General features: G+C 38.0%; 25 protein-coding genes. 8 read left to right on the top strand and 17 right to left on the bottom strand.

From position 1 onward, the window contains the following. Positions 1 to 203 precede the first annotated feature (203 nt). From ABMA79_RS08415 to ABMA79_RS08405, 3 genes are all read left to right on the top strand, one after another. Positions 204 to 731 carry a sigma-70 family RNA polymerase sigma factor gene (locus tag ABMA79_RS08415; RefSeq protein WP_393091788.1) on the top strand — a complete coding sequence of 176 codons (528 nt, stop codon included), beginning with the start codon at positions 204 to 206 and terminating at the stop codon, positions 729 to 731. After that, complete coding sequence (locus ABMA79_RS08410; protein WP_393091785.1) at positions 728 to 1,420, top strand: cupin domain-containing protein; 693 nt, start codon at positions 728 to 730, stop codon at positions 1,418 to 1,420. Before ABMA79_RS08415 ends, ABMA79_RS08410 begins: the two co-directional genes overlap by 4 nt. Positions 1,421 to 1,504: 84 nt before the next feature. Next, a complete protein-coding gene (locus ABMA79_RS08405; protein WP_393091782.1) occupies positions 1,505 to 2,137 on the top strand; it encodes a TetR/AcrR family transcriptional regulator in 633 nt (210 codons plus the stop codon). Here the strand turns inward: ABMA79_RS08405 and ABMA79_RS08400 are convergent. The 6 genes from ABMA79_RS08400 to rimK all read right to left on the bottom strand — a co-directional run bounded on the left by ABMA79_RS08400 (position 2,134) and on the right by rimK (position 8,623). Next, the gene (locus ABMA79_RS08400) at positions 2,134 to 3,639 is read right to left on the bottom strand and encodes a chemotaxis protein CheW (RefSeq protein ID WP_392859444.1); all 1,506 of its coding nucleotides are present in this window, start codon (positions 3,637 to 3,639) and stop codon (positions 2,134 to 2,136) included. The genes ABMA79_RS08405 and ABMA79_RS08400 overlap by 4 nt on opposite strands. Then, positions 3,632 to 4,132, bottom strand: coding sequence for a chemotaxis protein CheD (locus ABMA79_RS08395; protein WP_393091779.1), 501 nt, complete (start codon positions 4,130 to 4,132; stop codon positions 3,632 to 3,634). Before ABMA79_RS08395 ends, ABMA79_RS08400 begins: the two co-directional genes overlap by 8 nt. Before the next feature lie 3 nt (positions 4,133 to 4,135). Further along, entirely contained in the window at positions 4,136 to 4,948 is an 813-nt protein-coding gene (locus ABMA79_RS08390; protein WP_393091776.1) for a CheR family methyltransferase, read from the bottom strand. Between the two features lie 15 nt (positions 4,949 to 4,963). After that, positions 4,964 to 6,472 (bottom strand): methyl-accepting chemotaxis protein, encoded by a 1,509-nt coding sequence (locus ABMA79_RS08385; RefSeq protein WP_393091774.1) that lies wholly within the window; start codon positions 6,470 to 6,472, stop codon positions 4,964 to 4,966. A 231-nt stretch (positions 6,473 to 6,703) separates the two neighbouring features. Beyond that, positions 6,704 to 7,729, bottom strand: a complete 1,026-nt coding sequence (locus ABMA79_RS08380; protein ID WP_392859433.1) for a succinylglutamate desuccinylase/aspartoacylase family protein — start codon at positions 7,727 to 7,729, stop codon at positions 6,704 to 6,706. Beyond that, positions 7,730 to 8,623 (bottom strand): 30S ribosomal protein S6--L-glutamate ligase, encoded by an 894-nt coding sequence (rimK, locus tag ABMA79_RS08375; protein ID WP_393091771.1) that lies wholly within the window; start codon positions 8,621 to 8,623, stop codon positions 7,730 to 7,732. It lies immediately after the preceding gene. 178 nt (positions 8,624 to 8,801) lie between these two features. Here rimK and ABMA79_RS08370 point away from each other — a divergent pair, with 178 nt between their 5' ends. Continuing rightward, positions 8,802 to 9,149 (top strand): zinc ribbon domain-containing protein YjdM, encoded by a 348-nt coding sequence (locus ABMA79_RS08370; RefSeq protein ID WP_393091768.1) that lies wholly within the window; start codon positions 8,802 to 8,804, stop codon positions 9,147 to 9,149. Between the two features lie 7 nt (positions 9,150 to 9,156). On the opposite strand, the gene egtD is transcribed toward ABMA79_RS08370, so the two are convergent. Both egtD and egtB read right to left on the bottom strand, forming a co-directional pair. Beyond that, positions 9,157 to 10,149 carry an L-histidine N(alpha)-methyltransferase gene (gene egtD, locus ABMA79_RS08365; RefSeq protein WP_393091766.1) on the bottom strand — a complete coding sequence of 331 codons (993 nt, stop codon included), beginning with the start codon at positions 10,147 to 10,149 and terminating at the stop codon, positions 9,157 to 9,159. Next, entirely contained in the window at positions 10,149 to 11,315 is a 1,167-nt protein-coding gene (gene egtB, locus ABMA79_RS08360; protein WP_393091765.1) for an ergothioneine biosynthesis protein EgtB, read from the bottom strand. The genes egtD and egtB overlap by 1 nt, the downstream gene beginning before the upstream one ends. 190 nt (positions 11,316 to 11,505) lie before the next feature. On the opposite strand from egtB, the gene ABMA79_RS08355 reads away from it, so the two are divergent. Continuing rightward, entirely contained in the window at positions 11,506 to 12,285 is a 780-nt protein-coding gene (locus ABMA79_RS08355) for a hypothetical protein (protein ID WP_393091763.1), read from the top strand. Positions 12,286 to 12,301: 16 nt separating this feature from the next. On the opposite strand, the gene ABMA79_RS08350 is transcribed toward ABMA79_RS08355, so the two are convergent. Beyond that, positions 12,302 to 15,511, bottom strand: coding sequence for a hypothetical protein (locus tag ABMA79_RS08350; protein WP_393091760.1), 3,210 nt, complete (start codon positions 15,509 to 15,511; stop codon positions 12,302 to 12,304). A gap of 209 nt (positions 15,512 to 15,720) precedes the next feature. On the opposite strand from ABMA79_RS08350, the gene ABMA79_RS08345 reads away from it, so the two are divergent. After that, positions 15,721 to 16,779 (top strand): hypothetical protein, encoded by a 1,059-nt coding sequence (locus ABMA79_RS08345; RefSeq protein ID WP_393091757.1) that lies wholly within the window; start codon positions 15,721 to 15,723, stop codon positions 16,777 to 16,779. Here the strand turns inward: ABMA79_RS08345 and yghU are convergent. Further along, the gene (gene yghU / locus ABMA79_RS08340) at positions 16,776 to 17,633 is read right to left on the bottom strand and encodes a glutathione-dependent disulfide-bond oxidoreductase (protein ID WP_393091756.1); all 858 of its coding nucleotides are present in this window, start codon (positions 17,631 to 17,633) and stop codon (positions 16,776 to 16,778) included. The genes ABMA79_RS08345 and yghU overlap by 4 nt on opposite strands. A gap of 107 nt (positions 17,634 to 17,740) precedes the next feature. Here yghU and ABMA79_RS08335 point away from each other — a divergent pair, with 107 nt between their 5' ends. After that, positions 17,741 to 18,253, top strand: coding sequence for a DUF3365 domain-containing protein (locus tag ABMA79_RS08335; protein ID WP_393091753.1), 513 nt, complete (start codon positions 17,741 to 17,743; stop codon positions 18,251 to 18,253). Positions 18,254 to 18,265: 12 nt separating this feature from the next. After that, on the top strand, positions 18,266 to 19,447 hold the full coding sequence (locus ABMA79_RS08330; RefSeq protein ID WP_393091750.1) for an FAD-dependent oxidoreductase: 1,182 nt from the start codon (positions 18,266 to 18,268) through the stop codon (positions 19,445 to 19,447). Position 19,448: 1 nt separating this feature from the next. Here the strand turns inward: ABMA79_RS08330 and ABMA79_RS08325 are convergent, their stop codons facing one another. The 7 genes from ABMA79_RS08325 to ABMA79_RS08295 all read right to left on the bottom strand — a co-directional run bounded on the left by ABMA79_RS08325 (position 19,449) and on the right by ABMA79_RS08295 (position 26,241). Continuing rightward, positions 19,449 to 19,883 (bottom strand): OsmC family protein, encoded by a 435-nt coding sequence (locus ABMA79_RS08325; RefSeq protein ID WP_393091748.1) that lies wholly within the window; start codon positions 19,881 to 19,883, stop codon positions 19,449 to 19,451. A 12-nt stretch (positions 19,884 to 19,895) separates the two neighbouring features. Next, entirely contained in the window at positions 19,896 to 21,551 is a 1,656-nt protein-coding gene (locus ABMA79_RS08320) for a Na/Pi cotransporter family protein (RefSeq protein ID WP_393057573.1), read from the bottom strand. A 20-nt stretch (positions 21,552 to 21,571) separates the two neighbouring features. After that, positions 21,572 to 22,636 carry an AI-2E family transporter gene (locus ABMA79_RS08315; RefSeq protein WP_393091745.1) on the bottom strand — a complete coding sequence of 355 codons (1,065 nt, stop codon included), beginning with the start codon at positions 22,634 to 22,636 and terminating at the stop codon, positions 21,572 to 21,574. Positions 22,637 to 22,682: 46 nt separating this feature from the next. Beyond that, positions 22,683 to 23,153 (bottom strand): hypothetical protein, encoded by a 471-nt coding sequence (locus tag ABMA79_RS08310; protein ID WP_392859398.1) that lies wholly within the window; start codon positions 23,151 to 23,153, stop codon positions 22,683 to 22,685. A 126-nt stretch (positions 23,154 to 23,279) separates the two neighbouring features. Further along, positions 23,280 to 23,792, bottom strand: a complete 513-nt coding sequence (locus ABMA79_RS08305) for a hypothetical protein (RefSeq protein WP_393091742.1) — start codon at positions 23,790 to 23,792, stop codon at positions 23,280 to 23,282. 81 nt (positions 23,793 to 23,873) lie between these two features. Then, entirely contained in the window at positions 23,874 to 25,070 is a 1,197-nt protein-coding gene (locus ABMA79_RS08300; RefSeq protein WP_393091739.1) for a hypothetical protein, read from the bottom strand. After that, positions 25,051 to 26,241 carry a hypothetical protein gene (locus ABMA79_RS08295; protein WP_393091736.1) on the bottom strand — a complete coding sequence of 397 codons (1,191 nt, stop codon included), beginning with the start codon at positions 26,239 to 26,241 and terminating at the stop codon, positions 25,051 to 25,053. Before ABMA79_RS08295 ends, ABMA79_RS08300 begins: the two co-directional genes overlap by 20 nt. Between the last annotated feature and the right edge of the window lie 79 nt (positions 26,242 to 26,320).

Here is a 26,320-nt window from a genome sequence, read left to right as displayed (position 1 = left end):
TTCTCCTAATATTAAACACTTAGATTTTTTATTCTTAGTTAGTGATCCAAATCGATGTGATTAACGTATTAAGTAATATGAAGGCATTTAGTGCAACAAATGACTTACTAAATAACACGTGCATAAATTATGCTAAAATAATTCCTATTATAGGGAGAGCAGCTAAGGTGCAACTAAGTCTATCAGACAATGAATATTTGCTAATGCAAATAGCGAAGAATAAATCGCGAGATGCTTTCAAGAAGCTATTTGACTTCTATTATCCAAAAGTAATTGGATATGGCCTAAAAGGTGGCCTAAATAAAGAACAGTCTGCAGATATGGCCCAAGAAGTGATGCTTAAAATCTGGAGAAATGCTCATCAGTATAATAACGATAAAGGAAATATTAACACTTGGATTTATGCAATTGTGAGAAATCAAAAGTACGATCTATTAAGGAAACAGGGCCGAGATCCATTAAGTATCATTAGTGCTAATGATATTTTTGATGACGAATACCTTCAACAAGAAGATGAAAATTATAATAGTGAAGAAATTTATCACTTGGCCTATACGAGAGAAATGATAAATAAGTTATCACTCGAACAGCAGGAAGTCCTTAATGGCGTCTACCAAGAAGGACTAACGCAAAAAGAATTTGCACAACAAGAAAAGATACCGCTAGGAACCGTAAAGTCACGTATTCGCCTGGCCATTAAAAACTTAAAGATTATATTGGAGGAAAAGTGAAGAAGCTTTATCATCCAGACATTGAATTAATAAAAAAATATGAATCTGGTGAACTTGAAGCAGGACTTGGACTTCTTGTGAAAACTCACCTTAATAATTGTGAAGCTTGTCGTGTGCGGGCCGAGTCAGAGCTAGAAAGACAAGCAAGTGACTTCTTTCACTCTATTGACACAACGCAAATTTCTCCGGATGAGAGTGATGATATTTTCAACTCCATTTTTGAAAAAGTTGAAGGCGCTCAACCGAAGGTAGAAAGGAATAATACCAACGGGCCGGCAACCTTAAAGTTTCATGATAAAACATTTCTCCTACCAGATACTCTTTCATTTGTTTCAGATAAGGATATTAGCTGGAAAGAATTTGGTGAAAATAGTGCTGTTGCTCAGGTGACATCTGGTAAAGCCGGTGGGCTCTTCTTTATCTACCTAGGACCAGGGGAAACCATTCCCAAACACGGTCACCATGGCAGAGAATATAGTTATGTTCTCGATGGGTATTACAGCAGTGATGGCCATAGACTCGATACTGGAGACTTTTCAACTTTTGAGGAATCAGACACTCATGAACCATCAACAACAAGTGAAGATGGATGCTTAGTTATCTCCTGGGTTGAAAATCGCTTGAATTTCCTTCATGGAATCTTTGCCCCTTTAAATCGACTTCTATGGTGGTACTTAAAACGTTCATGATTGAACTAAATAAAACAGGTCAAACTAATTTTATTTTGTATTTTTTATGGATTAGCGGATAAATATTTAGTAAAATAGTCTCTGATGAATACGGAAGAGAAAAAAGATTTAACACATAAGAACGAGCAGGTTCGTACTGTGGTAACCCACAAGTGTATTCTTAAGGCCACGGACTTATTTTTGCAACAAAACCCAGCAAGCAAGCTAACGACAAATAAGATTGCCCGCGTTGCTGGTGTCAGTATAGGTAGTGTATATAATCACTTTAAGAATAAAGATGAGATTCTTATTGAATTAATCAATAATCAACTTGATGAAGACCTCATTACCTATGGTAACTTCTTTAATGATGAGTCCAAAAGAGAGACTATTGAAGAAGAGTTTCACAAATTCTTAAAAGTTGTCTTAGATAATTACCGCAGAAATATTGAGCTTAGAAGGTTGATCATTTTTTACAAGAGACACCCATCTGTTGAAAAAAAGTTCATTTACGTCAATCGAGCAACCCAGACTTTGATTGAGGACCACTTCTATCAAAGCTCTGAAATCAAATCTGAACTTCCCATTGATATTATCGTGAGTTCACTACGTGGGGTAATCCGCTACTACTTAGAATTCTGCCCTGAGAAATTTGGAAGTTTTGAGCTTGATAGAGAGCTTGATATATTGATTAGCTCATATATCAAAAACTCTCACCTGATTGATAGACACGACTAAATAGATGTTTCAATTCGCCTGATGATTGCAGCGTGATTCAAGATCACAACCCCATCGCCATTCGTATCTCGAATAATTTCGGAAACGTCCTGGTCTAGCTGTCCTGATATCTTAGAAAGAATACTTGGCATTTTCATCTTATTAAGCATATCGATTTTAACGATACTATCAATATCATCAACTAAGAGAGCGTAATTCTCTCCCCTTTCATCGGCCTCAAGAATAATAACCTTCTTGACCGTGCTTGGCTTTTCTTCTGCCTCTTCTTTTATGCCATACATTCGACGAGCATCAATGATCGTTATTAACTGATCGCGTAAGTTATAGACACCAATGACATGAGAAGGTGCTCCAGGTGTTTTAAGGATATCGTTAGGACGTTCTATAATTTCTCGTACCTCACCAACGGCTAATCCAAAGTGATAACCAAAGTCAAACGTCACAAATGATTCGAGTCTCATTTCGACTTTATTCTTGGCCTCTTCTTCATGTGATGCCTGATAAATTTCAGCATGACTTCTTGTGATCTCTTTAATTTCCCCATTATTTAAAATCTCTTTATGATCAATCAAAAATGTCATCCCATTGTCACTCGTTTCAATTCCTCCAAGGAACATACTAGACCTCTTTGAGGAGAAGACAGGAACTGGCATGACGCCATCATCATCGTAGAATGTGATTGCATTGAGAGAGTCCACTACTAGTCCGAAGAATTCATTATCAATCTTAATAATAAGAATTTTCTGATCCTTGAGTTGATTACTTTCTGTCTGAAGTCCTAGAATACGAGAAAAGCTTAAAACAGGAATCGTAGTTCCCCTTAAATTAACAAGCCCTAAGCAAAGTTTTGAAGCAAATGCTGAATGCTCAATATTTTGCATATTTATAATTTCATTAATTGATGTAATTTCCATCGCCAATGGAGTTCCACTAACTTGAAAAGAGATACACTTCTTATGCTGACTTTGAATTTTTAAGCGACTATCTACCCCTTGCCTAAAAGAGTCGTAACTTCCAAGCCTAGCAAGATTTCTTATTTTTATAATGAGAGATGGTTCTAGAATTTGATATATTTTTCTTCCCTCATCTCTTTTTATCGCTCCTTTTACAACCTGAGCACTATCTTCACTATCACTTATATCAAATAGACTAACTTCAGAATCTTCAACTCTTAAAATCTCGCCTGTAGAATCAAATGAAACGCCAATACTAATGCCATCAACATTTACAATTGCAACTTTAGAGGAAGATTTATTAACCTCTTCATCCTCACTAAGATTGAGAAGCTTTGATAAACATAAGATTGGAATAATCATTCCCCTCAAGTTAAAGATTCCATCAAGGTAATTCGGAGCAAGAGGCATTGAAAAGAGAGAGTTAGGGTAATTCACTACCTCTTGAACCGAATTAATATCAAGTACGAATTCATTTCCACTCAATGAAAATGAAGCGTAAATATTAGAATTAGTTTTTAAAACTTCAACTTCTTTTAATTCATTCATTTTTTTGTTCCGATTTATCATTAATGCGAATCATCTTTATTTCTAAAGTGTCACAATCAATAATAATTTTAGTTGCTAATTCTTCACCATCTAAAATCTTACGTATTGTTAATTTCTTTTCTTGTAAAATCTCTAGGGCCTTCGCCTTATTCAGTTTTCCAATATGGTCAACATTTCGTTGTTTTAACTGCGCCATCATATTGCCGCCACCAGCGAGATAAATTTCAAAATCATCTTGCAAGCGAGACTCTAGATTAAGCTTTGTTAAGAGATATGGAATAGCATCCACCACATATTTTCCGGGCTGAGCGTCTGGAGATTTCCCTTCCCCCTCTGGAAGAAAGCAATGAGCAAGGCCACAGCGTTTTTTTACTCTGTCAATAATAGCGACCCCTAAGCAAGAGCCAAGTGTAGCCTGAAGAACAGCGCCTTTTTTGCCGAACTTTATTTCACCAATTCGCACATGAATATACTCACGGTCTCTACTATTCATACCCTACTTCTTCTTATAGATTTGAGGACTCACATACTCAAAATCATTGGACAGACCGTTTAAGCTCTCAGACTCTCCAAGGATTAAGATTGCCCCAGACTTCATTGCCCTCGAAATATTACTAATCACTCTCATTTGATCATCTTGTTTAAAATAAATTAAAACATTTCGCAGAAACACAATATCAAAATTTGAGATATTACTCTTTGGCAGTGAAAAAAGATTATGGGCCATAAAGCTTACATTCTTTCTTACCTCGGGCAGGATTTCAGCTTCCTCTCCTACTGGTTTAAAATATGCTTGGTATAGACTTGTAAAACGCTCTTTAAAATTATTTATATTGCGTCCACTATACTTGGCATCTTGAGCATAAGTTAAAACCTTTGTGGAAATATCTGTTCCTATGATTTCATACCTCAGTATGCCGTTATTCTTCTTGTGCTCTTCACAAGACATTGCAATAGAATAGGCCTCTTCTCCAGTAGAAGAAGCGGCCGACCAAATTTTTATTGGTGAGCTACTTTTCCAATTAAGTAAAAACTCATCTTGAAAGAAATTCCAAACCTTCTGTGTTCGAAAGAAAGTTGTTTCATTGGTAGTTATAATATTGATGAATTCTTGCTTCTCATTGCTATCAGTTTGCAAATAATTAATATAATCATCATAGCTCTCTAACTCCAATGCTTTTAATCGCTGACGAATTCGACCCTGTAACATGCTTTTTTTAGATGGAGCAATAGTAATTCCTGTATGCACATGAACAAGACTAATGATCTTCTCAAGTTGATTACTATTAAGCTCCATAAGGTAAATCATTTCCTACACCTGGCCTTAGTCTTCAATTAGGTCACTAAGTTTCTTAGCACCTTCAGCAAGACTACGAGTTGCCATTGCAATCGACTCAGAAGCGGCTGCAGAGTTTTCTGTTTCAGAAGCCACCTGCTGAACTGCCTCACTAACCTCTTTAGCTGCAAGTAATTGCTCTTGAGTAGCACTTGAGATTTCTGCAATTGAATGATTTGTATTATTAACACCTTCAACAATTTTAGTGAAGGCCTCTCCGGCCATTTTTGAAATCTGACTTCCTTCTGAAATCTTTTTTACCGAATCATTAATTAACTTAGAGATTTCCTTCGTTGCTTGCGAAGAGCGCTCTGCTAGTTTTCTAACTTCGTCTGCAACAACTGAGAAACCTGCACCATGCTCTCCAGCTCTCGCTGCCTCAATAGCGGCATTGAATGCCAGAAGATTTGTTTGACCAGCAATCTCACGAATCACTTCAACGATCTCACTAATTTCTTCTGATGATTTTGTGATAACATCCATTGCTTCAACGGCCTCATTGATCGACTTTGCTCCTTCTTGCGCTTCCGAAGAAGTTTGCTCTGCGATTTCATTTGCCGACTTAGCATTTTGTGCAATTGAGTTAATTGATGCTGTTAACTCTTCAACAGAAGCATTCATTTCTTCAGTTGTTGCTCCTAACGAAACGGCACCTTCTGCAACGTGAGATGACTTTGTTGAAATATCTTCAGTGCTATCTCTCATCTCAGTTGCCAGCTCATTAATGGCCGTCTTAATTCTTTCCTGCTCAGTGATAACATCCCAAGTAACCATAGCACCTTGATAGACATTATTTTGGTCCATCACTGGACTTACTAATAAATTTAGAATTTCATCCCCTACATGAATATTTGTTTCATGTGGAAGATTAGAAGGATCAGATAGCATTCTTCTTTGATGAGCAGGGTTCTTATGGAAGATATCAATACTACTTCCAACAATCTCTGAAACCTTTATTGGTAATAGGTTTTCAATTGACGTTAGAGTTTGTCTCGACTTTGGATTTATATAAGTAATATTGAAGTCACGATCTGATAGCATTACATTGATTGGCATATTATCAAGCATCGAAGAATACTGAGCATTGCGATTATCTGCGACGAGTTTATCTGTGATAATATCCCAAGTAACCATGGCCCCAATGTAGTCATTACCTTCCATAACAGCAACGACATTTAATTCGAGTGTTTCGTCTCCAATTTTAATTTCCGTCTTAATTGGTAGATTCTTTGGATTAGCTAAAATCTTTTGTTGGTGAATTGGATTCTCATGAAAGACATCAATTTTAGAACCGATAATCTCTGTGACAGGAATAGGTAGAAGTGACTCAATAGCTCTTAAGCTTTCAAAACTCTTTGGGTTAATATACTTAATAACGAGATCAGTCCCACAGTACATTACGTTAAATGGTAGCTTATCCAACATATCGTAGATTGCTCCACTTCCCTCAAATACATTTCGACAGTCAAGCTCTTGGTTTAATTTTGCCATGGTCATATAAATCTCCTACATCCTCATTGAGAAAATAATTTGTAATAAAGAAATTATATGACTCCACATTTTTTAAACTACTCAGTTTTAACGTAACGTTAGTTATTTAGATCGCAACTGTAATATCAGGCACTTGTGATTGATAACTATAGAAATAAGCAAGAAATTAATACCTGAGTATTTCACTTACTCATTTTTGTTTTTTTACCGGGAATAAAAAATGAACAATTTATATTTTTAAACTTCGAAATCGAAGTAATCCGAAAGCTCACCTTCGCCTTCTTGAAGATCATCAATATCCTCATGAGTATCTTCACAGAGGAAGCCAATATTATAAAGAGCATCTCCGGCCATAACGACTGAAGACTTACTGATTCCTAGGATCACACCATCATGTTCCATTGTAATACGACTAATGAGTTCACCAGTAAGTTGCCTAAGCTCTCCTACAACCTCACCCTCTTTAACAATCTTTCCATGATGGGCCTTATTGATTAGGAGTCCGCCTTTTGCCGCCCTCATCCACTTCGTTTTTCGAATGATGAATTTTTCTTCTTTAAAGCTCTTTTTACTTTTAATCATGCCGTAGTGGCTAAGGATACTTTTTACGAGGTTAACTCCATACTTAGCAATCGTCTCATCTATTCTAAGGCCCTCTCCCCCCTCAAAGACGATACAAGGACGGCCGAGATCATTAATGGCCTCTCTTAAAGAGCCATCTCTTAGGGTACTATTAACAACAAGTGGGATACTGATATTATTGACAAGATCAAGCATTCCTTCTGTATCGAGGTCACAGCGTATTTGCGGGATATTAAATCGTCCTGGGCCACCTGAGTGTAGGTCGATAAAGACATCACCATATTTTGTAATTTGTTTGAAGATAAAATTTGCAAAGCGAGCACCAAAGCTACCCTTGGGTTTTCCAGGAAAGCATCTGTTTAAATCCTTGCGATCAGGAAGGTAGCGCTGCTTATTAAGAAAGCCATAGATATTAACCGCAGGGATAATAATCAGTGTTCCTTTAAGAAGTTTGAGCTTTCCTTTCATTAAAAGTTGGGCCGCTCTTAATCCATTGATCTCATCTCCGTGCATACATGCTGTTACCACAACACAGGGAGAAATCTCTTTCGTTGCACGATATATATAAATGGGAGCCTTTACTTTTTGTAGCCCATAGAAAGAAGGGAAATTGACAAACTCAACGATTGGTCTGCCAATTTCAACTTCTTCAACTTTTAATTTAAATAATTGATCCGTCAATTAGTTATCCTTGATGACTTTTGTGTAATTCTTTTCAACGTAGTCAATGATCTCAACAGCAATATTCTTATTTGTGCAGCCTTCAATTCCTTCCAGTCCAGGAGAAGAGTTTACTTCTAAAATCTTTGGTCCACTACCTGAGCGAATAATATCAACACCGGCCATATTAAGTTTCATCGCCTTTGCAGCTGCAATGGCAACCTTTCTTTCTTCTGGCGTGATCTTTACAGGAGTCCCAACACCACCTCTGTGAATATTAGAGCGGAACTCACCTTCTTTTGCTTGCCTCATCATTGTTCCAATAACCTTACCACCAACAACAAAGCAGCGAATATCAGCGCCATTTGCATCCTTGATAAATTCTTGAACAAGAAAGTTTGCCTTAAGAATTCTAAAGGCATCAATTAAGCTCTCTGCCGCTTTCTTAGTCTCGGCCAGGATGACCCCTTTTCCTTGAGATCCTTCAATAAGCTTTACAACCATCGGTGCACCACCAACGAGTTTTATTAAACTTTCTGTTTGTTGAGTATTATTTGCCATCCCCGTCTTAGGAAGAGGGAGATGTTTTTGCGATAAGATTTGAAGAGAGCGCAGCTTATCTCTTGAGCGTCCAATAGCATTGGATGAGTTTAAGCAGTAAACCCCCATCATTTCAAATTGGCGAACAATGGCCATTCCGTAGGCACTAACACTTGCTCCAATTCTTGGTATGACAATATCAACCTTGTCTAACTTTCTCTTGCGGTAGTAAACCATAGGAGACCCTGTGACCACGTCCATATAGCATTTATCAGGACGAATAACTTCTACATGGTGACCTCTAAGCTTTGCCTCTTCTACTAGCCTCTTTGTCGAGTAAAGATGTTTATTAGAAGATAAAATCAAAATATTCATTTGCACTCCGTAAAAATAAAAAACTAATTTTGCACACCTATAATATAATCCAGAATTCCTGAACAACGACTATAAAAGTCAATATAATTCATAAATTTTTAATTATTTTTTAGCATCTTTTTTCTTGTGAAAGAGTTGTCATGTTTACAATGAGGCTTCTTAGGTTTAACCTTATCGAATGACAGAAGAAAATCAAACATGCCCAAAATGTAGTTCACCTTACGCCTATAACGATGGCCAATTATGGATTTGCCCAGAATGCTTCAACGAGTGGAGCCTAGATGCTAGCTCTGAAGAAGATGATAGCACTCCACAATTCGTCGATGTAAATGGTGCCCAGTTACAAAACGGCGACTCAGTAACAGTTGTCAAAGACCTGAAGGCCGGAAAAGGTACGATCAAGTCAGGAACAAAAGTTAAGAATATCCGCCTGCTAGAAGAACCAGTTAATGGTCACGATATTGCCTGTAAAGTCGACGGCCATGGCTCGATGTATCTTAAGTGTTCAGTTGTAAAGAAAGCCTAGGCCAAGTCTAGTTCTTTACAACCTGCCAAAGAGAATCGATAAATAGCTGATCTTTATCAGTAAAGTGATCCTTTAATTTGAAGCCCGTGTACTGACACGTTCGCTCTATATCCTCTTTCGTGTACTTGAATGAATATTCGAGATGAAGTGGCTCATAGGCTTCAAACTCAAAGCTATGCTCTAGCTCTTTGATATACACCTCCTGCTTCTCCTTAGGAAGTAAGTAACTCTCCATCGCTCCCAACTTTGGATTAAAGACACCAATATGCTGAAACTTCTTTTTATCAAAGTTGCCACCAAGCTCTCGGTTTATTCGATCCAGTAAGTTGAGATTAAAGTCACGAGTGTAGCCACTTGAATCATTATAAGCAGCACTTAGCTTTTCCACATCTTTTTTCAGGTCAAAGCCAATTAAAAGATAATCATCACTATTTAAATACTTCCATAGCTGTCTAAGGAAATTCTCGCTTTGAGTACGATCAAAATTTCCAATATTTGATCCAAGAAAGAGAACGAGCTTTCTCCTCTTTGACTTTTCCTTTAAGAACTTAAGCCCCTGCAAGTAGTCTGCAACAATACCATGTATCGTTAGGTCAGATTTGTGCGTGATATGCTCTTCCATCTGCTTAAGGGCCTGGGCAGAAATATCAATTGGAAAGTAATTAACTTTCTTTCCTTGTCCTAAGAACCCATCGATGACCAGCTCACTCTTATGGCCATCACCAGCGCCAAGTTCAATGATATCAATTTCATCTTCGCTAATTAAATTCGCTATTTTTGCACTCGACTCTTTTAAGATATTAAATTCTGTGCGAGTTAAATAGTAGTCGTGGTGCTGTGTGATCTTTTGAAATAAATCACTTCCACGATCATCATAGAAATACTTCGTCGATAATCTTTTTTCGGGCCTTGATAAACCCGTTAAAACATCAATTGCAAACTCTTCTAAAAATTCTGAGTTTTGTTCTTCACTAACTTCTCTAAGTACTGACACTTCCATTATATATCCTTTGCAACTCTAATCCCCGAGAACATCCACCTCTGATGAGCACGGTAGAAGTTTCGGTATGTATTTCGGTAATGTTCATCAGGAGTCGCAAAGCAGCCTCCACGCAGAACAAACTGATTACACATAAATTTACTATTATATTCTCCCAAGGCCCCCATATATGATTCATAGGATGGGTATGGTGAGTAATGTGATGAAGTCCAACACCAAAGAGGTAATTTCTTATCCCCAAGGGCCAGTTCTAATTCAAACTCTGTTGGCAAGCGCTGACCAGACCATTTCGCAAATGCCTGGGCCTCATATAAGCTTATATGAGTTACAGGTGCATACATATCAAGAGGCACTAAACCATGTAGAGTGAATTCGTACCACTCTCCTTCGATTAGTCGCCAATAAAGTGGAGAGCAAATTTTTTCTTCATTAATCCAGTCCCAACCGTCACTCAGCCAATACTGAAAGCTTTGATATCCTCCAGAATTAATAAACTCTAAGTACTCACCATTTGAAATATAGCTTTCACGAATGGCAAAGGAGTTTATATATTTTTTATGACATGGCCTCTCATTATCGTAAGCAAACCCACTGTCACTATTACCTAATTCATAAACTCCCTCTTTAAAGTGTCTCCACTTTAATGAACCGGCCGAGAAAGCTTCCACTCTCTTTTCAGAGTAAACAGGAATCAGTGGAGATGAGCTTAGGATATGTTTAATATCCATTAAAAGTAATTCCTGGTGCTGTTGCTCGTGATTGAGTCCTACTTCTAAGAGAAACTCAATTCTTTCAGGCTCCATTGTTGTCTCCAACAAGGTCAACATTGCAGTATCCACGTGATTGCGATAACTCAGAACTTCTTGAACAGTGGGCCTAGATAAAAGGCCTCTCTTTTCTTGCTTCCAATGGGTCCCTACTGACTTGTAGTATGAGTTAAATAACAAACCATATTCATCATTAAACTTCTCATATCCTGGTGAGTACTTGGCAAGAATGAACTCTTCATAGAACCAAGTCGTATGAGCGAGATGCCACTTCGGAGGGCTCACTTCGGGAGCTGATTGCACCGTAAAGTCTTCAATCTTAAGACCTACGCAGATCTTTAGACTGGCCTCTCTTACGAGTCGATACTTTTCGACGCATAGAGACTTTCGCTCAATCATATCTAATAATTTATCGCTAAATGCTTCGATAATGACTCCTAAATACTTATAAAATTTAGTTCTACAAAAAAATTACCTTTTGCGCTCTGGGATAAAAACTTAAGAATATTAAAATTTCTTAAAGAATTATTTGGCATGCTTTTATCTCTCAGGAATAATATTTATTATTTAGGATAAAAAAGGGAGAAATATGAAACGTCTTTTATCATTAGTGATTACTTCACTTCTTTTAAGCTCAACTGTAGCAGCAAAGGAAGTTCAAGATATGTCAGATCCTCTGGCGGTGTATACTCAGGCCGGTCTTGGGGCAACCAACAAAGGGCTAAACGCAAAGATTGGTATATCTTACGATACGGGAATCAAAGACGTTGCGGCCATGAATGTTATCGAATTCAAGGGCTTCTTTGGAGAAGATCTTGGATGGGATGGTTCATCCAAGAAGACAAATCGACTTGATAGTTTTCGCTTTAGAAATTTTAGCGCAAATATAAAGTCAGGTAGAGGCTCTCAACTTGATATCAACTATAGCCTCAAAGAATCATTTCTTGCGGAAAGAACAGGTAATGCTTCTTATTCGATTCTACAAGCGCTACCAAAATTTTGGATTGTTAATCTCTATCCTCTAATTGGCGCTGGCGTTGAGTTTGGAAAAAATACTGTTGAAGATGATAGCTCTATTGATAGTGGCTTCTCTATTATTGGTGTTAATAGTGTAGTTGGTTTCTACGGAAAATTTACAATTACAGAAAAGATCTGGCTTAACTACAACCCAATCTGGGCAGCGGCCCTAGCAGGTTCTGATCTCTACGAGTCATCAGCATACGGTGGAAAGGATAATATTCTTCTTCACGAATTCGTAGCAAGCTACCAGTTTACTCCACGCTTTAATCTTCGCTACTTTGCGAATTGGAGTAACCTAGTAGACATTGCTGACGGTGACCACAGAATCGAATTTAACTATCAATTCTAATTAATCACTTTATCTTTTAAGGGGCGGCGATTCCAAATGTCGCTGACCCTCCTAAGAAGATCTCTGAGAATTTAATTCCTCGATCGTATAGTAGTGGTGTTTCAATAGTGCCCCAGAAAGTGTCTGGATAATTTCCTACCTCCCCACCTTGACCATAACCAAAGCAGTACAAATCTCCTGTTACATTTTCGATCCCACAAGTATGCCACATCCCAGAAACAAGCTTGTTCCATGAATGTCCCGCTATGATTGCAGGCTCAGGTCGGTTTGAAGAATCCCCTTGCCCAAGAGCTCCATTATTACCACCACCCCAACAATATCCATTACCACTGGCCTGAAGAGCGCACACGTGAGATGCCCCAACAGATAAACTCGTCCAAACTGCTCCACCAACAACTTCAACAGGTGTAGAAGAGCTTGTGTAAGATGTATCATTTCCTAACTGTCCTTGAGAATCGAGTCCCCAGCAATAGATTTTACTATCTGTTGCCAACCCGCAAGTAAAGTGATCTCCAACTCCAATATCAGTGAAGGTAAGGCCACCGTTGACAGCAGTAGGTGTTGTCGTAAGGGTAGTCGTATTTCCAGTGGCCACTCCATTTCCTAGACCACCGAAACGATTTGCTCCCCAGCAGTAAACAGCACCATCGGTACGCATTCCACAAGTATGATAATAACCCGCCGAAACTTTACTCCAACTATGACCACCAACAACTAAGTTAGGATCATGGAAGGAGCTTGTTGTATTTCCACTTCCAAGATTTCCATAACTATTATTACCCCAACAATAAGCATCGTTAGAAGTTGTTACACCACAAACTGAGCGCTCATTGACACTAAGAGCGTCCCACTTGTGACCACCTGTAACTATTGTCGATGGATGAGAATAAGTGGCCGTATCAGCTGCGCCGTTTCCAAGCGCCCCATCGAGGTCTCGTCCCATGCAATACGCATCGTCAGAGTTATCAATACCACAATAGAGCATATAACCAGCGGCCATTGACTTCCAAGTTTTTGCCAAAGGAACTTTCTTAGGCATAAAAAGCCCAGCATTCCCCACACCTGTTCCGGCCTGTCCCCAGTTCCAATATTGTCCCCAACAGTAGCCATCACCACCTGTTGTAACACCACAACTTAAATAGTCAGAAGCTGAAGCAGATGCCCAATTATGGCCACCAATAACAAGAGTTGGTGTCAGGCGATTTTGAATATCACCGTCTCCGATCTCTCCTTCTTCACCCTCACCCCAACAGTACATTTGATTTAGATTATCGATACCACATGAGTGTCTTCCCCTAACCGAAACATCAACCCAGTCTTGAGAACCAGTCACTTGTACCGGGACATTAGAAGTTGTCCCTAGGCCATCACCTAAGTTTCCTTCCCCACCAAAGTCTGTTCCCCAGCAATAAATATCACTTGTATTTGTTAGCCCACAAGCGTGAAACCAATGAACTTCAATTTTATCAAATGTAAGGCCACCACTGACAGGACTAGGAGAATAAGTATCAGCACTTAGCCCATCCCCTAAAACATGGTTAGACCCCATTCCCCAACAGTACCCAACTCCCGCGACCGTCACTGCACATGTGGAATATTCACCGACAGCAACATTTTTCCACTTTGTTCCTGAACTTATATGCTCAGGTGCTGTAATAACTGTTGTGTTATCTCCCATTCCGATTTGACCGTAATTATTTCTTCCCCAACAATAAAGGTCATCAAGGGAGTTAATAGCGCAAACATGAAAGTTTCTAGTTGAAACCATTTTCCACTTCATTCCTCCCGGAACAAGCTTTGGAACAAATGAATCAGTTGCTGTTCCATCACCAAATCGATAATAACTATTATCTCCCCAACAGTAGAGGTCATCACTACCATCGATTCCGCATGTTAAACGATAACCAGTTGAGACATCCTTCCATGTTTTCTCACCATCAACGATATGAGGAATATACTTAGGTTCATCAACTCCGTAGCCAATCTCACCATACCAACCTTCACCCCAGCAGTAGAGTTTTGACTCAGTTGTAATTCCACAAGAGTGTTGATCTCCACCAACTATTTTTGACCAAGTTAAATTCCCTAAGACCTTATTCAGATCATTTGGATAAAGAGATTGAAATTTTTGTGGATCATAAACATCAATAGGTGCACCAACATCCCAAGAGCCAAAGTAATAAAGGTTTCCAGCACTATAGCCTGTGGCCATCCCCTGTACTCGGTGCTCAGAAGAAACAATTGTCCCATCCGTAATATAGATATTTGCGAAATAAAATCCATCAGCAGCTGCATTAATTGTCATATCGATGGTACAAGTTTCACCTGGATTTAAAGTGGTTCCAGTACAAGTATCGTTTGTCATTTGAAAATTTCCTGAACTTCCATAGATAAGCGGTGCTTGTAAAAGACCAGTTGTTATACCACCAGAGTTCGTTAAAGTAATCGACTGGGTCTCCCCCGGTCCTGCTCCACCAGGTTGATAAAGTAGAGAAAATTCCGTTGCACCAAGAGTTAAACCTCCTGCTATATTTAAAGTTGTAAAGGTCTCAGAAACGACAACGCTTGTGTTTCCGGCTTCATCAATGGCACGAATATCGATTCGATAATCCTCCGCTCCATCTAAAGACAGTCCACTTACGGAGTCTCCCTTTGTAAAAGAAGTCCAATCTTGCTCAATAGAGGAATCAGAAACCTTAACGACTCTTACCTGATAGCCAACAAGAACAAGGTTATCAGTTGAATCAGTCGTCCACGTAATGGTAGGTGTTGTTGATAAGCTTGCAGGAACTGCACCAAGAGTAAGGGCCGACACAGCAGTAGGGTCTGTTGTATCGAGAGTAATGTTTTTTGTTACACTCTCAGACGAAATAGCATTTGAGCTATCGGCGCCAAAAATATAAACAGTCTTTAGTCCATCTCCACCAGAGAGTGCAAATGACGAAGGAAAGCCAGTAACCCAATTTCCTCCTCCACATGAGCCAGCGCTCGTATCTGCCGGAGGTGTTGTTTGCGTTTCACTAATACAGTACTGAGTAAGATCATCACCACCAGTTTTTGCAATATCAATGCTATTAATATTAGAGTGAGTTGTTGATCCAGAGCTGCTATCACTTAAGATAACTTCCAAGCCCGCAACATCAAATCCGAAATTAAATTCAACTTCAGACTCCTTCAAACAACTAGTCATTAAAAATATAACCGACAATAATAGAATGTTTTTCATTTCCCTCACCTTATAAAACAACATAATTTATATCGGTAAATACTTTTCACTTATTTAAACAAAATTTTACTATGGTTAAAAAAAATTTATAAAAATCGATCATTTACATCAGTTATCTTTTTATTGACTGCAGAAATAGCTCTATATGACAGAGTTTAATCTTCAATTAAAATGGTTTAACTCAAATTAATAAATATAAGAGAGAATCAATGAAACAAAATTTATTAAAACTAACTTGCCTTTTCTTTTTATCATTTAATTATTTACATGCAGATTCAATAAACTTTGAGGAATCAAAGAGGAATTCTAAGCATCAATACCTGAGACTTTCATATCAGTCCGTAAATAGTGAGAACCTTGAAACAATCTATGAGCAGATCTTAGTTGATTCTTATAGCTACACTGAAGAAGATGCGATGGCCAAGAAGACCAGACGTGAAAATGGTCATATTAAGGACTGGGCCAGTTTAAAGAAGAAGAACTTTAGACTCTATGTCGAGATTGAACTTATCGATATTAACAAATTTATGAAGATTCTAAACTTATCTGATGAGCAAATAAAGGCCCTATTTGGCGTTGTTAAGGCAAAGGAGCAAGTAGCTCAAACACAAAAGAACACGAAGCCTTTAAGCTTTTCTGTTTTCTATATGACTTCTCTTGGTGAGTTTAACCAAAAAAGCGCACCAGGCTCAGTCGAGTTTAAACAAAACTCTTCTGTTTCTCTAGGTCTAACGACAAATTATCAAATTAATACAAAGTATGGCGCCCAAGCAAGTCTTTACTACTCTCAACTTAACACGGCCTCAGCAAATAAGTACCTTGATAATGTTTCTGTAGATCCGGAGATTGGATTTAACTTATATGGAACTTATAAATTTGCTGATTATGGACTTGAAGCCTATGGTGGACTTGATTTTGAACGTTTTAATACTTTCAACTTCGATGGCCTAACAGATGCTGACCAAGTGACATTTGATAAGAATCAAATCTTTTTCTTAACTGTAGGAGTTCAAAAGAATTTTAAGTTATATCGTAGAAACTTCTTAGCAAAGTTTAGTTACTCTCACTCAGTGTTTTCAAGCCGTGATATTGGTTATGCAAATACAAGTGATAAGCAAGAGTTTACTGGTGGTAAGGCCATGGCCTATGTCATGGGTGATATCACAAAGAAGATCTTTGCTCACGTCATCTTTAAAATGCACTTTATGGATGGCCCAACCGACTTAACAGTAAATCGACTAGGCCTTGGGTTTGGTTATAAGTTTTAACGATATGTAATATCCTTAGCGTCAAAGTCACTTTGACTATGGCGCTCAAGGATTTGTTGATCTTCATCTCCCCAAGCGCGATTCACTAATCTCCCCCTTAAAACAGCTGGCCTCTTAATTAATTCATCTGCCCAACGGATTACATTCTTATACTCATGTACTGACAGGAACTCTGCTGCATCATAGAGCTTGCCTTTTACAAGTGCTCCGTACCATGGAAAGATTGCCATATCCGCAATTGAATATTCATCTCCCGCTATATACTTATGACTTGCTAATTGTTTATCGAGTACATCAAGTTGTCTCTTTGTCTCCATCGCAAAGCGGTCTATTGGGTATTCAAATTTCTCCGGCGCATATGCATAGAAATGGCCAAAGCCTCCGCCTAAATATGGAGCACTTCCCATTTGCCAAAAAAGCCAGTTAAATACTTCTGCTCTCTTAGCTGATTCCTTTGGTAAGAAGTGACCAAACTTTTCTGCCAAGTGGACAAGAATTGAAGCCGACTCAAAAACACGAATTGGATTACCATTATTCTTATCAAGTAAAGCAGGTATCTTAGAGTTTGGATTGATAGCAACAAAGTCTGAACCAAACTGGTCTGCTTCACCAATATTAATTAAATAAGCATCATACTCTGCTTCCTTAATTCCAAGCTCTAAAAGCTCTTCAAACATAATCGTAACCTTAACCCCATTTGGAGTTCCTAACGAATATAATTGAAACGGATGATCCCCTTGAGGAAGTTTCTTTTCAAAGCGGGCCCCAGCTGTTGGGCGATTGATGCTTGCAAACTCTCCCCCATTTCCTTCTTTAAATGTCCACACTTTTGGTGGTGTATATTTTTGATCCATATTTTTCTCCTTATAATGCATAAAGTATAACAACCATTAGAGGTAAAAAAAATCTAAACTTGACGAAGATCAAACTTACTAAATAGAGATTATGGTAGGATATTTGTATGAAAAAAATAATCATCGCCCTACTATTTACATCAAGTTTATTTGCCTCAGAGAAAGAGGCCGTACAAGCAATACAGAAGACAGCAATGGCGCTAAAGAAAGAGCTACAATCAGCAATGAAAGTATCTCCCGTTAACGCTGTGTCAGTTTGCAACACAAAGGCCCTACCGATCACTAAGAAGTATCATGAAGATGGTATTGAAGTTGGTCGCGTGAGTCTAAAAAATCGTAACCCAAATAATACCGTAAAGGGCTGGATGAATGACGCAATCATGAGTTATGAATCAGGAAAGAATAAGAAGAAATATTCTGTCGTAAGAATTGATTCTGATAAGAATGGTATTATCATGCCTATCAAAACAATGCCTCTTTGTCTTAACTGTCATGGAAATAACCTAAAACCGGAAGTACAAAATAAAATCACTCAGCTTTATCCAAGTGATAAGGCCACAGGCTATAAGAGTGGTGATATTCGAGGATACTTTTGGGCAACGTTTAAGACGCAAAAATAAGAGAAGACAGCTATGAAAATTATTATCGTTGGTGGTGGTACGGCCGGTATTACAATGGCCGCACGCTTAAGAAATGAATTGAATAAGACATTTAAGATTTCAGTAATTGAGCCCTCTGATTATCACTACTACCAACCCTACTGGACTCTAAATGGAGCTGGTATCGGGAAAAAGGAAGATACGAGACGAACAACTGCTTCAGTCATGCCAGATGGTGTCGAGTGGATCAAAGATCGTTGTCAACAGATTAGACCAGACAAAAATGAAGTCGAAACCCTTGAGCATGGAACCCTTACCTACGATATTTTAGTCGTTGCTCCTGGTATTCAAATCAACTGGAACGAGATTGAAGGCCTAAAAGAGGCCATGGGAAAGAAAGGTGTTTGCTCAAATTATAGTTATGATTATGTCGACTATACTTGGAAGTTTCTACAGGAGCTTAAAAGTGGTAGTGCCCTTTTTACCTTTCCAAACTCTCCTCTAAAGTGTGGTGGAGCACCTCAGAAAATTATGTATCTTGTAGAGGACTATGTCAGAAGACATGGTAATCGCAAAGAAGTAACAATTGAATTTGCGAGTCCTGGACAGGCAATCTTCGGTATTCCGAAGTACAAGGCCGCACTTGAGAAAATCATTAATGAAAGAGATATCAAAACTCACTTTCAAATCAATTTAGAAAAAATAGATGGTGAAAATAACAAGGCCTATTTTAGAGATCTTCAAACAAATGAAGTTATTGAAAAAGACTACTCATTCATACATGTTGTCCCACCGATGTCAGCTCCAGACTTTTTAAAAGACAGTGACCTACTCGATAATACAGGTTGGATTGATGTCGATAAGCATACATTTCAACACAAGAAGTACTCAAATATCTTTGCTATTGGAGATGCTACAAATGTTCCGACAGCTAAGACTGGTGCGGCCGTAAGAAAACAAGCTCCAGTTCTTGTGGAAAATATTGTTAAATTCATTAACAAGAAAACAAATTTTAACACTAGCTACAATGGCTATACTTCTTGTCCGATTGTAACTGGTTACGGGCAACTGATCCTTGCAGAATTTGATTACGATGGGAAGCCTTGTGAAACGTTCCCTTTTGACCAAGCAAAGCCTCGTTGGAGTATGTACTTTTTAAAAGCACATATCCTACCTGTCGTTTACTGGCACGGAATGCTAAAAGGTCGAATGTAATTTACTTCTTTGCTAAGTTCTTTATTTTAGGGTGAAGTGTAAATTCACACTTCATCGACTTTGTTACCAGACAATTATCTTTGGCCTTGTAGAGAAGATCTAAGTAGGGATCAACATCCGACTCACAACAAATCTCCAGAAAAACGTGGATATCACATTTAGTGAACTCATAACCCTTGGCAACTTTCTCGAGATGAGCATCTGCCTTGACTTTAATATTTCTAAAATCAAGTTTCTTAAAAGAAGCAAATGATTTGAATGTTAAGATATAACAACTTGAAATACTCGCACTAAAGAGATCCTCAGGACTCCATTCTGTTTCGACTCCATTAAACTCAGGCGGAGGAGTAATCGTAATACTTTGCTTCTTATCTGCCGTAAGACTTAACTCAATACTTTCAGAATTACCTTTAGTAATCGTTGTATACGTCCCCATAACTACTCCTAATTAAACATGTGCTTGAGCTGCATTTTCTGTATGACTTCTAATTTTTCTAAGCGCCACAATCATATCTGAATAAGTAAGCGCACCCAAAGCATCATACTCACCACTTGAAACACGATCTAAGTGCTTCTTTCTTATTTGTTCGGCCTGATCTCTTAATTCCTTAGACTTTCGTTCTGCAACGCTATAGTCCACTCTATCCAGTGATATTTGATTTGATACTGAATCATAGAAGGCCTTAACATTAACAAATAAGGCATCAAAATCTTTCTTTGCTTCATCACGAATTAGCTTAGAGATATCACCGCGAGCACTGTAAGCAATAAGCCTTTCAATATAGTCCGCAATACTCTCCAGTTCATCTACTTCTTTAATCATCGATTGAGCACGACGGGATTCATCTTCACTCAAAGGATTAACCATAAGCTTTACAATGAAGATCGTAACTTCTTTTTGAATATTATCAGTAATCCTCTCGTAGTCCTTGGCCTTTAGAGAAATTCGTTCTTGATCCTTAAAATTTTGTTTTATGTAAATCTCTTCAGCAAGAGCGTAAAGTCTTGAAACGATATCTTTCATTTTATTAACTTCGGCCTGTGCCTGAGCAAGTGCTGCAGCTGTCACCATTTGACTTGGATCTCCAAGCATCACAAGATGATGCTGCTCTTTTTCTCCCGTCGCAGGCGTGATCTTAGTGACAAAGTTTGCTAGCTGAGTAAGGAATGGAATAAAGATGATCGTTGCCGCAACATTGAAGATCGTATGTCCAGTTGCAATATGAACTGCAACATTAACAAAGTCACCTTCTGCGTTCACAGCGTTGGCAGCTCCGGGAACAAGATAATCGATAAACTCAACATAGAATGGAAAGAATAAGAAGATAATAAGGACACCCAGAAGATTGAAGATAGCGTGAGCACGTGCGGCCCTCTTCGCCGTTATATTTGCCCCAACGCTAGCGAGAAGGGCCGTAATCGTTGTTCCAATATTCTCACCTAATACGAGTGCTGCTGCCGTATGAAATTGAATCACTCCAGAACTAGCAAGAGCAATGGTAATCCCTAGCATGGCCGAAGAAGATTGAATAACGACAGTCAAAATACAACCAACGATGATACACGCAAAGTATGCGCCGTAATTTTGTTCAGAAAAGTATGAAATCATACTTAAGAATTCAGGCATCGTTCTTAGAGGCTTAAATGCATTAGACATAATACTTAGGCCAAAGAAGATCATCCCGACTGAAAATAAGATACGCCCAATTTGACGATAGCGGTTAGTTTTAGCAAATAAGAGAGGAAAAATACCTAGGCCAATAAAGAGTAGGCCATACTTCCCTACCTTAATTGAGATAATCCAACCCGTTACGGTTGTTCCAATATTTGCACCTAGAATAACACCAATTGCTTGGCTTAAGTTCATAAGGCCAGCATTAACAAAGCCTACCGTCATAACAGATGTTACAGATGAGCTTTGAACAAAGACAGTGACAAGAGTTCCAACGACAATGGCAGAGAAGCGATTCGTTGTAATTTTGTTAATTGTATTTTTAACAACATCACCGGCTACAGATTGTAAGGCCTCTGACATATTCTTCATTCCATAGAAGAAAATTCCAAGTCCTCCAAAAACAGAATAAATGAGCTTAAAGACTTCCACTGCCCTTCACTTCCTTTCGCCTATGATACGACGTTATATTGATCATGATAAATTTCAACAATTGTCAAAAAGAGGATTCCAATAATTGGGCCATAGAAAATACCACCCATTCCAAATACTCCCATCCCTCCAATAATTGCAAGCAAGACAAAAGTTGAATTAATTTGAATACGATTTCCAATGAATTTTGGCTTAAACCAATTTTCAACAATCAGGCCAACAAGTGTTGTAAAAATAAATAGCACCACTCCTGAAGTTGGACTACCAGTCAGAACGAGATAAAGACTTGCAGGAATTGTTACAATTGAAATCCCAACGAGTGGAACAAATGCTAGGAATATCATCAGAACTGTCCAAAGCACAACAGACTCAATACCAGCGGCCCAAAGTGCAAGTCCTCCAAGCACACCTTGAATCACCCCTCCAACTCCATTACAAACAAGAGTCACATAATTCATTTGGTTAAATTTATCGAGAATCTTTTGTTCTTGATCAGATGGTAGTGGTGAAAGATCAAAAATATATGTTTTAAGTCTTTTTCCTTCAACAAAAATACCAAAGACCACAATCATCATTATCGCAAGATCAAAAATAAAAGTAATGATATTTCCAACGATCGAGTTAATACTTGAAATAACCGTTCCAGAAATTCCTTTTAGAGTTCCAAATACAGTTGTCTTAACTTGCTCCATATCAATATCAACACCAGTGATATCAGATACACTTTTAATAAGAACAGCAACGGGACCATCTCCAAATAAGAAATCATTTACCTCATGGTGAGACATTGCCTTCATTATTGTTTGATAAAGACTTAAGGCTTCCTTACTAAGAGCGATTGATAGAAAGATGAGAGGTATAAGAACCAGTAGAATAATAATACAGCTTGTAACTGTGGCCGCTAAATTATCAGAAAGTTTATACTTCTCAATTAAGCGATTATTTAGTGGATTAAAAACACCTGCTAAGACAAAGCCAAAAATGATTGGAGCAATCATTTGCTTGGCCATCATCCAAACAAGGTAACAGACTAAAAGAAAGATACAACCGAAGAATACGTACGTTACGTTAAATTTATTTTGCATGTAAATATTGTATGTTTGAAATGGTTAATAAGCAATTTATAATGCCCTACTTTATAAGTGATTTACACTGCTTGAGCTCTAGAAAGAATTTTATAAACTTTGTCAGATAATATGCGCCAGGAAGAATTCCTATTACTGCCCCATAGGACATGGCCATTGCAAAGTCATTTAGGAAATAAGCAATTGCTGAAAATGTACTAATAAAGAGAATCGTTCCAAAGCATAGAAAAATAGGAATAAAGTTTACAATCATACTAAAGATAATTGCTCTAGTCGTCGTTGCAGTCAGCACCTCTTTTCCAATCTTTGCCATTGCAATATAGAAGAACCTCCCTACCTTAAAGTAGGCCAATTCAACTTCTTCACCCTTATCGAAGTTTTCAGCTATTGAAACCGATGTAACAACATTTTCTATTATTACGCCATTTTCAAATTTGATAAAATTAAAAACACGATCACTTCCACTTGGGGTTGCGACTTCGTAGCCAACAACCTTTGATCTTATATTTAAAACCATACGAGAGCCCTTAAAATGATTAGGGCATTATCGGCAATATACTGGACAACTTTACTTAGAGATTATTTGTTTGGAAGAGTTTAAAAATGAAAAAGCCTCCGAAAGGAGGCCTTTATTAATTTGATTTTAGTAGCAGTAGTAATTACCCCAGTAATCACGGTAGCAGTCATAGTAGTAAGTGTACTGAAATGCATACCAGTAGTAATAGAATGCAACACCACCGAATACAACAAAGTATAAACCGTAGTCGTAGCTATAGTAACCAGAGTAGTTAGCACCTGTGTTCTTCATACCATCAACATAGTCTTGAATTAGTGACTTTGATTCTTCAAGAGTCATATTCTCTACGTCAATTGATCCAACAAGGTTAGAAAGTTCTGATGCAACTTTCTTATCTTTGATATTTGCTTGTAGGTAATTTAAAACCTCAGATGGCGTGATACCTTCTTGAGCTAGATCACCTAGTTGTTTTTCAAATGATTTTACAGTTTCATTGTAGAAATTTTGATCTTTTTGATCCCACTCTACAGATAATTTAAATTCAACTTCTTCAAAAATTGGCGCGATTTTAGCTTCAACATTTGCAGAAGCTGAGAACGAAAAGCATACAAGTGCCATAGCAGCTAATTTTCTTAACATGAACATCTCCCTATTAGTAACAGATATGGGTAACTACCCTATCTAAATATATTTTGTCAATTTAATAAAAGTTAACTTCCTTTACAAACCCATCTCATGATAGGCGTTTTGAAGATTTATGCGATCTCTCAAGGGTGACTTACAACTTCTACGACACTCCTTAAGAATTGATTTCAATAAATCTCCTCTAATATTTGAGCTACTAGTAATATTCTTGCGAACATCATAAATCAGCCCATGACTTGAGTCTTTATCAAGCTCGCGAACTTGCCACAAAACCCCAAGAACAAAATCAATATTGGCATAAGCATTAGTTTCAAAGCCAGCATTATAAACTTCATCGCGAAAGGCATCCTTTTCACGAACTCTTTTTGCATAGTCTTTTACATTATCAGCAATCGTTGCACTATCTGCGATAGAGGCAGCAAAGAAGTCGGCCATCCCTTCATTAACGGGAGAAGAGTGGCTAAGCCCTAGATGATCACTGAGTGCGACATGGGCAAACTCATGGTAGACAACTTCGGGAATAAAGCTTGTATCTAAAAAGAATTTCTTTCCCTGAAGTAGTCCGTAGAGCTTTTTCATAGCAAAGAATGATGCCTCGATAATGGCCGTTGAGCCCAGAATATTAAGCCCGCTGTCTTTTAGGGCATCTCCTGTAAGTAAAAATAGGTCACTAACAAATTTTTGAAAGCTTGCTAAACGTGACTGGTTTCTAAACTCACTAAAGATTGCGGCAGTTTGTTCAAAGTCATTCTTTAAACCTTCCTTAGGAAGATTAATCTCCTTGGCCGGACGAAACCAAATTTCATAATTCCAAGGCTTAATCCCAAACTTTTCTCTTCCCTCACCAGGTGGAATCGAAAGAGCGTTATTATACTCAGGAGATAAGTTGTCATGTGCAAAATGCCCAATTGAATTAAATTGGTTTGTTATATTTAAACGTACCACAAGTTGAGGAAGCTCTTTTACGTATGAAGACTGAACAACGTTTAAGAAATAACTCTTTGCCTTTGTCAGGTGATAGAAAACACTTGCTGCTCTAAGCTTTTCAACTTCATCTTCTAAAGTCTCTAAATTTATCGCTTCATTTGATTTACCGTATACAATTTTAAAGCTCTGGTTTTCCAGTAATGATGCTTTTGCTAGATCAAGCTCTACTTCCTTCTTAACCAAGTCCATATCATCATCACGAGTGATAACCTGGGCCTTAAAGCTTGCCATGATTGACGATGCGAGAAGTGACAGTAGAAGGAGCTTAGAAAATTGAATGATCACGTTGTGGCTCCTGCTTTGTCTCTGTTAACATCTCGATACCAACTAATGATAAAACTTTTACAAAGTAAAATGTTGTTGGAATAGCTGCAACAAAGATTGTTCCATATCTTCTAATAAATCTTTTTCTCTTTTCTGCTTTTGTAAGCTCAGGGTTCCATACATCATCGACTAATGCTAGTGTGCTCAAGTCCCCACCAGAGACCAGGCCTGTTTCAAATGCTGCGGCCAGAATATCTTCAAAACCAACATTAGTACCTTCAAATAAATTCATCATCTGAAGATCACCTAACTCTTTCCTTACCATTTTAGCGGCGAAACGATACTGCTCCATTGGATCTAGAATAATCTCCTCAACACTTTCATCATCAATCATAACGTTGATAATTACTTCATCCGCATTAAGACGATTAAGTAGCCTCTGAGTCATTCCACTTAGGTAAATAATTTGAAATTGATTGTACTTTGCAAGCAAGGCCTCTCTACGTGACACCTTACTCTTATCACGTCGCCCTGAAATATAATTTGTCTTTTGAATATTAAGGCGCTCTGGAAATTGCCTTGTTAGAAATTTTTGTTCTTTCAAGTACTCTGCTAATATCTGTGGTTCAAGATGATAGTCCTCTTGAACTAGTCTTTTGAGCATCCAATAGGTACGCTTATCAATTAAATTTTTATGATAGGCCTTCTTTAGAAACTTAGCTGGTTTCTTTTCTCCTAATTCTTTAAATAAATTCTTAGCAATAGCATTGAAGCAAAGACCTCTTTGCTGTGCCCTTTGAAAGTTTTCAAAAGTCTGCGCCTTGAAGTTTTTAACAATAGGGTTAAAAGGAGAAAGATGTTTTTCTAATTTAGAGATTTCAAATGATCTTAGGGTTCTTAAAAGTAAGCGGTATTGGGTGTCATCGATTCGAGAATTACTTCGTAAGTAAACGAGAGCTTCTTTCAACTTACCTTGCGCAAATTGATTTAAATCTTCTAAAAGCTCATACTCACAAGTTCGTGATGAAAGCTCCACTTCATCTAATAAGGCCTGCTCTTGAGAACTCAGTTCTGCCTGGGCCTTTGCGATATCTTTCTTATCAAAGTACGCACTTTCTCCCGCGAGATTTAACCCACATGCCTGAAAGCTCATATTCAATGACAGAATAAAGATAAGTAGATGATTTTTCATATGTCTATCTACCCTGAACAGGTAACAAAGAAAATAAGTGGTGAAATTTATACACTAATTATTTAGTTGTAAATTTATT

The sequence above is a fragment of the Halobacteriovorax sp. HFRX-2_2 genome, from assembly GCF_043196705.1.
Lineage (GTDB): Bacteria > Bdellovibrionota > Bacteriovoracia > Bacteriovoracales > Bacteriovoracaceae > Halobacteriovorax_A.
This window is presented reverse-complemented; position numbering and strand designations above follow the sequence as displayed.

Excerpts from the sequence above, each read along its gene's own strand:
- ABMA79_RS08415 (WP_393091788.1), top strand. The coding sequence starts at position 204 with ATGCAAATAGCGAAGAATAAATCGCGAGATGCTTTCAAGAAGCTATTT.
- ABMA79_RS08405 (WP_393091782.1), top strand. The coding sequence starts at position 1,505 with ATGAATACGGAAGAGAAAAAAGATTTAACACATAAGAACGAGCAGGTT.
- ABMA79_RS08400 (WP_392859444.1), bottom strand. The coding sequence starts at position 3,639 with ATGAATGAATTAAAAGAAGTTGAAGTTTTAAAAACTAATTCTAATATT.
- ABMA79_RS08395 (WP_393091779.1), bottom strand. The coding sequence starts at position 4,132 with ATGAATAGTAGAGACCGTGAGTATATTCATGTGCGAATTGGTGAAATA.
- ABMA79_RS08390 (WP_393091776.1), bottom strand. The coding sequence starts at position 4,948 with ATGATTTACCTTATGGAGCTTAATAGTAATCAACTTGAGAAGATCATT.
- ABMA79_RS08385 (WP_393091774.1), bottom strand. The coding sequence starts at position 6,472 with ATGACCATGGCAAAATTAAACCAAGAGCTTGACTGTCGAAATGTATTT.
- rimK (WP_393091771.1), bottom strand. The coding sequence starts at position 8,623 with ATGAATATTTTGATTTTATCTTCTAATAAACATCTTTACTCGACAAAG.
- ABMA79_RS08370 (WP_393091768.1), top strand. The coding sequence starts at position 8,802 with ATGACAGAAGAAAATCAAACATGCCCAAAATGTAGTTCACCTTACGCC.
- egtD (WP_393091766.1), bottom strand. The coding sequence starts at position 10,149 with ATGGAAGTGTCAGTACTTAGAGAAGTTAGTGAAGAACAAAACTCAGAA.
- egtB (WP_393091765.1), bottom strand. The coding sequence starts at position 11,315 with ATGATTGAGCGAAAGTCTCTATGCGTCGAAAAGTATCGACTCGTAAGA.
- ABMA79_RS08355 (WP_393091763.1), top strand. The coding sequence starts at position 11,506 with ATGAAACGTCTTTTATCATTAGTGATTACTTCACTTCTTTTAAGCTCA.
- ABMA79_RS08350 (WP_393091760.1), bottom strand. The coding sequence starts at position 15,511 with ATGAAAAACATTCTATTATTGTCGGTTATATTTTTAATGACTAGTTGT.
- ABMA79_RS08345 (WP_393091757.1), top strand. The coding sequence starts at position 15,721 with ATGAAACAAAATTTATTAAAACTAACTTGCCTTTTCTTTTTATCATTT.
- yghU (WP_393091756.1), bottom strand. The coding sequence starts at position 17,633 with ATGGATCAAAAATATACACCACCAAAAGTGTGGACATTTAAAGAAGGA.
- ABMA79_RS08335 (WP_393091753.1), top strand. The coding sequence starts at position 17,741 with ATGAAAAAAATAATCATCGCCCTACTATTTACATCAAGTTTATTTGCC.
- ABMA79_RS08330 (WP_393091750.1), top strand. The coding sequence starts at position 18,266 with ATGAAAATTATTATCGTTGGTGGTGGTACGGCCGGTATTACAATGGCC.
- ABMA79_RS08325 (WP_393091748.1), bottom strand. The coding sequence starts at position 19,883 with ATGGGGACGTATACAACGATTACTAAAGGTAATTCTGAAAGTATTGAG.
- ABMA79_RS08315 (WP_393091745.1), bottom strand. The coding sequence starts at position 22,636 with ATGCAAAATAAATTTAACGTAACGTACGTATTCTTCGGTTGTATCTTT.
- ABMA79_RS08310 (WP_392859398.1), bottom strand. The coding sequence starts at position 23,153 with ATGGTTTTAAATATAAGATCAAAGGTTGTTGGCTACGAAGTCGCAACC.
- ABMA79_RS08305 (WP_393091742.1), bottom strand. The coding sequence starts at position 23,792 with ATGTTAAGAAAATTAGCTGCTATGGCACTTGTATGCTTTTCGTTCTCA.
- ABMA79_RS08295 (WP_393091736.1), bottom strand. The coding sequence starts at position 26,241 with ATGAAAAATCATCTACTTATCTTTATTCTGTCATTGAATATGAGCTTT.